Source organism: Thiomicrorhabdus heinhorstiae, from assembly GCF_013391765.2.
Classification (GTDB): domain Bacteria; phylum Pseudomonadota; class Gammaproteobacteria; order Thiomicrospirales; family Thiomicrospiraceae; genus Thiomicrorhabdus; species Thiomicrorhabdus heinhorstiae.
Map to the genome: position 1 here is coordinate 1 of NZ_JACBGI020000043.1, position 5,907 is coordinate 5,907.

General features: G+C 42.4%; 5 protein-coding genes. 3 read left to right on the forward strand and 2 right to left on the reverse strand.

All coding sequences use genetic code 11. The features are described from left to right. The first annotated feature begins 162 nt into the window (after nt 1-162). Both H8792_RS12185 and H8792_RS12190 read left to right on the forward strand, forming a co-directional pair. On the forward strand, nt 163-1,083 hold the full coding sequence (locus H8792_RS12185; RefSeq protein ID WP_185979267.1) for a hydrogen peroxide-inducible genes activator: 921 nt from the start codon (nt 163-165) through the stop codon (nt 1,081-1,083). A gap of 41 nt (nt 1,084-1,124) precedes the next feature. After that, nucleotides 1,125-1,868 carry an MlaA family lipoprotein gene (locus H8792_RS12190; protein WP_228767119.1) on the forward strand — a complete coding sequence of 248 codons (744 nt, stop codon included), beginning with the start codon at nt 1,125-1,127 and terminating at the stop codon, nt 1,866-1,868. Between the two features lie 69 nt (nt 1,869-1,937). Here H8792_RS12190 and nhaA read toward each other — a convergent pair whose 3' ends face one another. Further along, nucleotides 1,938-3,314, reverse strand: a complete 1,377-nt coding sequence (nhaA, locus tag H8792_RS12195) for a Na+/H+ antiporter NhaA (protein WP_185979269.1) — start codon at nt 3,312-3,314, stop codon at nt 1,938-1,940. 201 nt (nt 3,315-3,515) lie between these two features. On the opposite strand from nhaA, the gene nhaD reads away from it, so the two are divergent. Continuing rightward, nucleotides 3,516-4,934, forward strand: coding sequence for a sodium:proton antiporter NhaD (gene nhaD, locus H8792_RS12200; protein ID WP_228767120.1), 1,419 nt, complete (start codon nt 3,516-3,518; stop codon nt 4,932-4,934). A gap of 69 nt (nt 4,935-5,003) precedes the next feature. On the opposite strand, the gene H8792_RS12205 is transcribed toward nhaD, so the two are convergent. Then, a complete protein-coding gene (locus H8792_RS12205) occupies nt 5,004-5,678 on the reverse strand; it encodes a DUF4395 domain-containing protein (protein WP_324187615.1) in 675 nt (224 codons plus the stop codon). Nucleotides 5,679-5,907 lie beyond the last annotated feature (229 nt).

Here is a 5,907-nt window from a genome sequence, read left to right on the forward strand (position 1 = left end):
CCATAGTCACAACTTAAGTAAATGAATTTAAATTGAAATCTGTTTTTATCTACAGAATTCCGGTTGCTAAGTAAAATAATAAAAAAGTATAAATAAGAAATCTATATACTTTATAAAACATCGAGCAATTACACACAATGGTCTTATTTTAAAGGTTTCTTTATGACTCTAAACGAACTGAAATACATTGTTGCTGTCGCTAAAGAGAAACATTTCCGTAAGGCATCGGAAACCTGTTTCGTTAGTCAACCGACTTTAAGCGTAGCAATCAAGAAACTCGAAGAAGAGTTGGGAGTCATTATTTTCGAAAGACGTAAACAAGACGTCTTGATTACCCCTATAGGCGAAAAAATTATCAAAATTGCCGAAGAGATTCTTGAACGCAGTCAGATGATCAAAGAAATAGCTCAGGAATCTCAGGAAGACATGACCGCAGAGCTGAAAATCGGTGCAATCTATACGGTAGCACCTTATCTGTTGCCTAAGCTGATTCCCGAATTTCACAAAATTGCTCCAAATGTTCCTTTAATCATTGAAGAGAACTACACTCACGTTCTGGCAAATAAGCTACAATCCGGTGAATTGGATGTGGTAATTCTTTCATTACCTTTCGATGAGCCTAATATCGAAACCGTTCCTTTATACAGAGAACCTTTTAAGGCAATTATTCCCAACAATCACCCTATGGCGAAAATCGAAGGAAAGATCTCTTTGAAGAAAATGGAAAAAGAGACGGTTCTGTTATTAGGGGCCGGTCACTGCTTTAGAGAGCAAGTGGTCGAAATCTACCCTAATTTATTGATGAACTACCATCACGATCATTTACAACGAACTTTGGAAGGCAGCTCTTTGGAAACCATCCGTTATATGGTCGCTTCTGGAGCCGGTATTTCGATTTTTCCATGTACATCGCTCTCAGAACGCGATCAGGGGCTTTTCTCTATAAAAGATCTATCAGGCCAAGGTGCTGAAAGGATCGTGGCGCTTGCATGGCGTAAAAGCTTTCCTAGAACGAAAATATTGCAGCGCTTTAAAGAAGCGATCGACAAAATTAATCTTTCTTGCACTAAACCTATCGATTAAACTCCGAGTTTCTAATTATGAAATACATTAAGGTTTGCACTTTGAGTGCACTATTTTTGCTGAGTTCATCCGTTTTGGCGAAAGATGTCGATCCTTTAGCGGAATTGCCAACCGAAAAGCCGATTGATGTCATTAACGGCCAGGATCCGTATGAATCTTTTAACCGAGACATGTTCGAATTTAATATGTCTTTCGATGAGAATGTCGGTCAACCGATGGCACAAGCCTATAACTTCTATGTGCCAAGTCCGGTAAGACAGGGGATTGATAATTTTTTCAATAATCTGGCAGTGCCTCTATCTTCGGTTAACAGTTTTTTACAGGGAAATTTTGAAGACGGTTTTTCCGGGATTATGCGTTTTGTAATCAATTCCACTTTTGGTCTTTTCGGAATCCTGGATATCGCAACACCGGCTGGTTTGGAAGACAAGAAAGAAGATTTCGGTCAGACCATGGCCAAATGGGGACTGTGGCAGCAATCGAATTATCTGGTATTGCCGATTATAGGTCCTTATACGACTCGTGAGCTGGTTGGCGGAAGTGTCGACAGTCTTTATAACCCGGTTTATCCGTATCTGATCGAAGCTAACGATTATGGAAAACTGGCGATTTTTGCAGTTGATAAATTTATTGATTACGCAGCTGTATCCAAGTTATTTGATGAGTTGAAAACTCAGCCTGATCCGTATATTTTTGCGCGTGAAAGTTATATTCAATATCGAACCAATCTGATTTATGACGGTCATCCCCCTCGACCGAGTCTGGATGATTTTAATTTCGATTAAATGGAACAGAATATGTGAATAAAAAAATCCCCGCCAAGAGCGGGGATTTTTGTTTAAGTTTATAGAATTTTAATCAGCGGCATTTGCTGCGTTTTTAGCAATAAATCGCAACCAGATATAACCGAATAATCCGGCAATCAATGAAGCGATCAAAATACCGGTTTTCGCTTCAAGCAGCATACTTTCGCCCGGTTCCCAGGCAAGATCGGCAATAAAGATCGACATGGTAAAACCGATACCTCCCAGGAAAGAGACGCCGAATAGCTGGCTCATACTCGCTCCGGTCGGTAATTTAGCCAGTTTTAATTTGATGGCTAACCAGGAAACGCCGGCGATACCGATGACTTTACCTAATACCAGACCGAACATGACACCCAACGTAACCGGTTGTACCAGTAAGTCGCTCATCTGCCCAAGATTTAAGGCGATACCGGCATTTGCCAATGCGAATAAAGGAATAATAATCAGGGCCACCGGCAGGTGCAGGTTGTGTTCCAAACGGTTAAGAGGGGCTTGAACGCGATGTACACCGCATTCCATCTGATGCAAAATCGATTTCTGTTCGTCAGTCAGCTGGTAATTTGGTGTATTGCGATCCGCCTGGTGATAGTCGTGAACCAGCTTATCGATGTGCTCATGAAAAAATCGCGGGTTGAATTTCGGACGGGCAGGGATGGTTAAAGCGGTCAAAATACCGGCAATAGTTGCATGAACACCGGATTCAAGCATAGCCGCCCACATGAAACCACCAATAATAAAATAAGGTAGTGGTTTGTGGATACCGACACGATTGAAAACAATCAGTACACCGAAAAATGCAAACGCTACCAGTAGATAGTTTAAGTGGATTTGATCGGTGTAGAACAGGGCGATAACGGTAACGGCGCCAAGGTCGTCGACGATTGCCAGAGCGACAAGAAAAGTAACCAGTGCGGCCGGTACGCGTTTACCGAGAATAACCAAGGCACTGATTGCAAAGGCGATATCGGTCGCCATTGGAATTCCCCAACCGTTCTCTGCGGGCGTTCCCTGAGTAATCGAATAGAAAATCAGCGCCGGGAAGACCATACCGCCGATAGCGGCAATAATCGGCAGGGCGGCATTCTTAGGATCGGAAAGTTCGCCGACCAGAACTTCTCGTTTAATTTCCAAACCGACCAGAAAGAAGAAAATTGCCATCAATCCGTCGTTGATCCAGTGGTGGATCGAGTGGTCGATTCCCAGATTGCCGAATTGAATCGAAAAGTGAGTATGGAAAAAATGTTCGTAGGCTTCGGAGAATGGACTATTGGCAAAAATCAGCGCAACAATGGTCATTAATAGCAAAATCAAACCGGTGGTGGTTTGATTGTGTATGAAGTTTTCAAATGGAGTTACGACCTTATCGAAGGTCTTCTCCCAAGGTGCGAAAATTTCGTACTCTTTTCTAAGTAATTTAACTTTCATAATGTTGTGCCTTAAATCGTTGCTTTTTTCCTGGATGAGAGATCCGCTTATGCAAAACTCTCTGTTATTAAATTGAAATTAGTTATGATGAAGCAAAAAGGTGCTTTATCAAGGGTTTTGAACCTAAAGTTACTGAATTTTATATAAAATAAGTTGTTACTGATATTTTATTGTATCGATTTTACTATTTAGGAATAAGAGATGTTGGGACTGCAAAAGTTTATTACAGGTGGGTTGCTGATGCTTTTGCCTATATGGGCATGGGCTTCTGAAGGGGCAGGAAACTATGATTTCACCACCCATTGGGCCGGATTTTTAAGTCTGGGGATTTTTATCTTTGCTTATTTTCTGGTGATGACCGAAGAGTTTACCCATTTAAGGAAATCCAAACCGGTAATACTGGCGTCAGGCTTGATTTGGGCGATTATCGCGATCGCCATGGAACAACACGGTATGGATGGAGTTGCTGAACAAGCGGTTCGACACAACATCCTGGAATTTGCCGAACTTTTCTTATTCCTGTTGGCGGCAATGACCTATATCAATGCGATGGAAGAACGTCGAGTTTTCGATTCGCTGCGCGGTTGGCTGGTTTCCAAAGGCTTCAGTTACAAGCAATTATTCTGGATTACCGGATTCCTGGCTTTTTTCATCTCGCCGGTCGCCGATAACCTGACGACGGCATTACTGATGGGGGCGGTTATTTTAGCGGTTGGCGCATCGTCACCGGCATTTGTCAGTCTCGGCTTTATCAATGTTGTTGTAGCGGCCAATGCCGGTGGTGCTTTTAGTCCGTTCGGTGATATCACTACTCTGATGGTTTGGCAGAAAGGTTTACTACAGTTCCACGAATTCTTCGATCTGTTTATTCCTGCAATGGTGAATTTTGTCGTTCCTGCCTTGATTATGACTTTCTTCCTGCCGAAAGAGAAACCTGAGGCTTTGGAAGATAAAATCTCCATGCGTCGTGGCGCCAAGCGTATTTTATTGCTGTTTATTTTAACCATCGCAAGTGCGGTTTCCATGCATAATTTCCTGCATATGCCACCGGTACTCGGCATGATGATGGGCTTGGCATATCTGCAGTTCTTTGCTTACTATCTGAAGAAAACCGGAGAAGTATCTTACGATATAGGTAATCAGGGAGAAGGGGTGACTCACCTTGAAGGCAAGCCGATTACTTTCGATATTTTCAACAAAATTGCCCGTGCCGAGTGGGATACTTTATTGTTCTTCTTCGGGGTTATTCTTGCCGTTGGCGGTTTGGGAACGCTCGGTTATTTAGCGGTCGCTTCCGATGTCATGTATAACAGCTGGGGAGCGACTGAAGCGAATATTACCGTTGGGCTTCTTTCGGCAATCGTCGATAATATTCCGGTTATGTTTGCAGTTCTGACTATGAATCCGGATATGTCCGATGGGCAGTGGCTGTTGGTAACCTTGACCGCCGGAGTAGGCGGATCTCTGCTTTCGATCGGTTCGGCTGCCGGTGTGGCTTTGATGGGACAATCGAAAGGATTGTATACCTTCTTTAACCATCTGAAATGGACTCCGGCGATTGCTTTGGGCTATGTCGCCAGTATTTGGGTGCATACGCAATTGAATGCAGCTTTGTTTTAGTCGATTCCGGTTCTAAACGAAAAAAGGCGCTATTAGCGCCTTTTTGTTTTTTATACGGTTAATTTAAATTTAGTGATTTCCGGCCGCTTCGGCTTCTCTTTTTAGACGTTCTTCGTTTTTACGGCGAATTTCGTCCCAATCGATATTACCGCAAGCTTCGCATGGTTCGTCGAGAACTTTCATCATCACCAGTAACGAGTGGATTTTACAACCGACGCAGAAACCGAGTACGGTTTCCATCCACATAAATCCTAAACAGACCCAGACCAAAATAAGCGGGATCCAGTAGGGCATGTAATTGAAGGTTGTCGGTAGATTAGTTCCAAATAAGCTGTTGATCCATTCCGCCACTACATCCGGATTAAAGAACACCAGACAGACGATAATAAAGGTTGAACCAAGGCTCCAGGCAAAACGTTTTGGAACCAGTGGTTTCCATTTTGGTTCTTGTTTACTGGCAAGAATGGAAGCAATCAGAATGGTCGGCGAAAATCGTGAAGTAAAGACAAACATTCCGGCAATCATTTCAAACAACGCATACCACAGTACCCAGGTCTGAACGGTATAGTCGTAGGTACGCTTGATTGCATTTACCGCATAAATAATATTATCGTCCCAGTCGGTATCGTAAGTATCGACGGCGGTATTTCCGTCGACAACCCAGTGAGTACCGAATACGGCATCATAAAGCGTAAAGCTCATATAAATCGGAATAAATAACAATAATCCGGCACGAATTCGCACAGCGATATCATTTATAAATATGTCTTGTTCTCTGGGATTTCTGAACCATAAATTTTTGAATACGTTGAACATAATGTTTTCCCTTGGTTAATCAGGCCCATTGCGAAGATTAGCACATGGAAAATAAATAAGGAAAACATGATATTTTATCTTGGCATCAGATTTTAATATAAATGCTTCTCCAGGCTTGTAATTACAAAAAATATCGTCAAATCATATAGATATATAA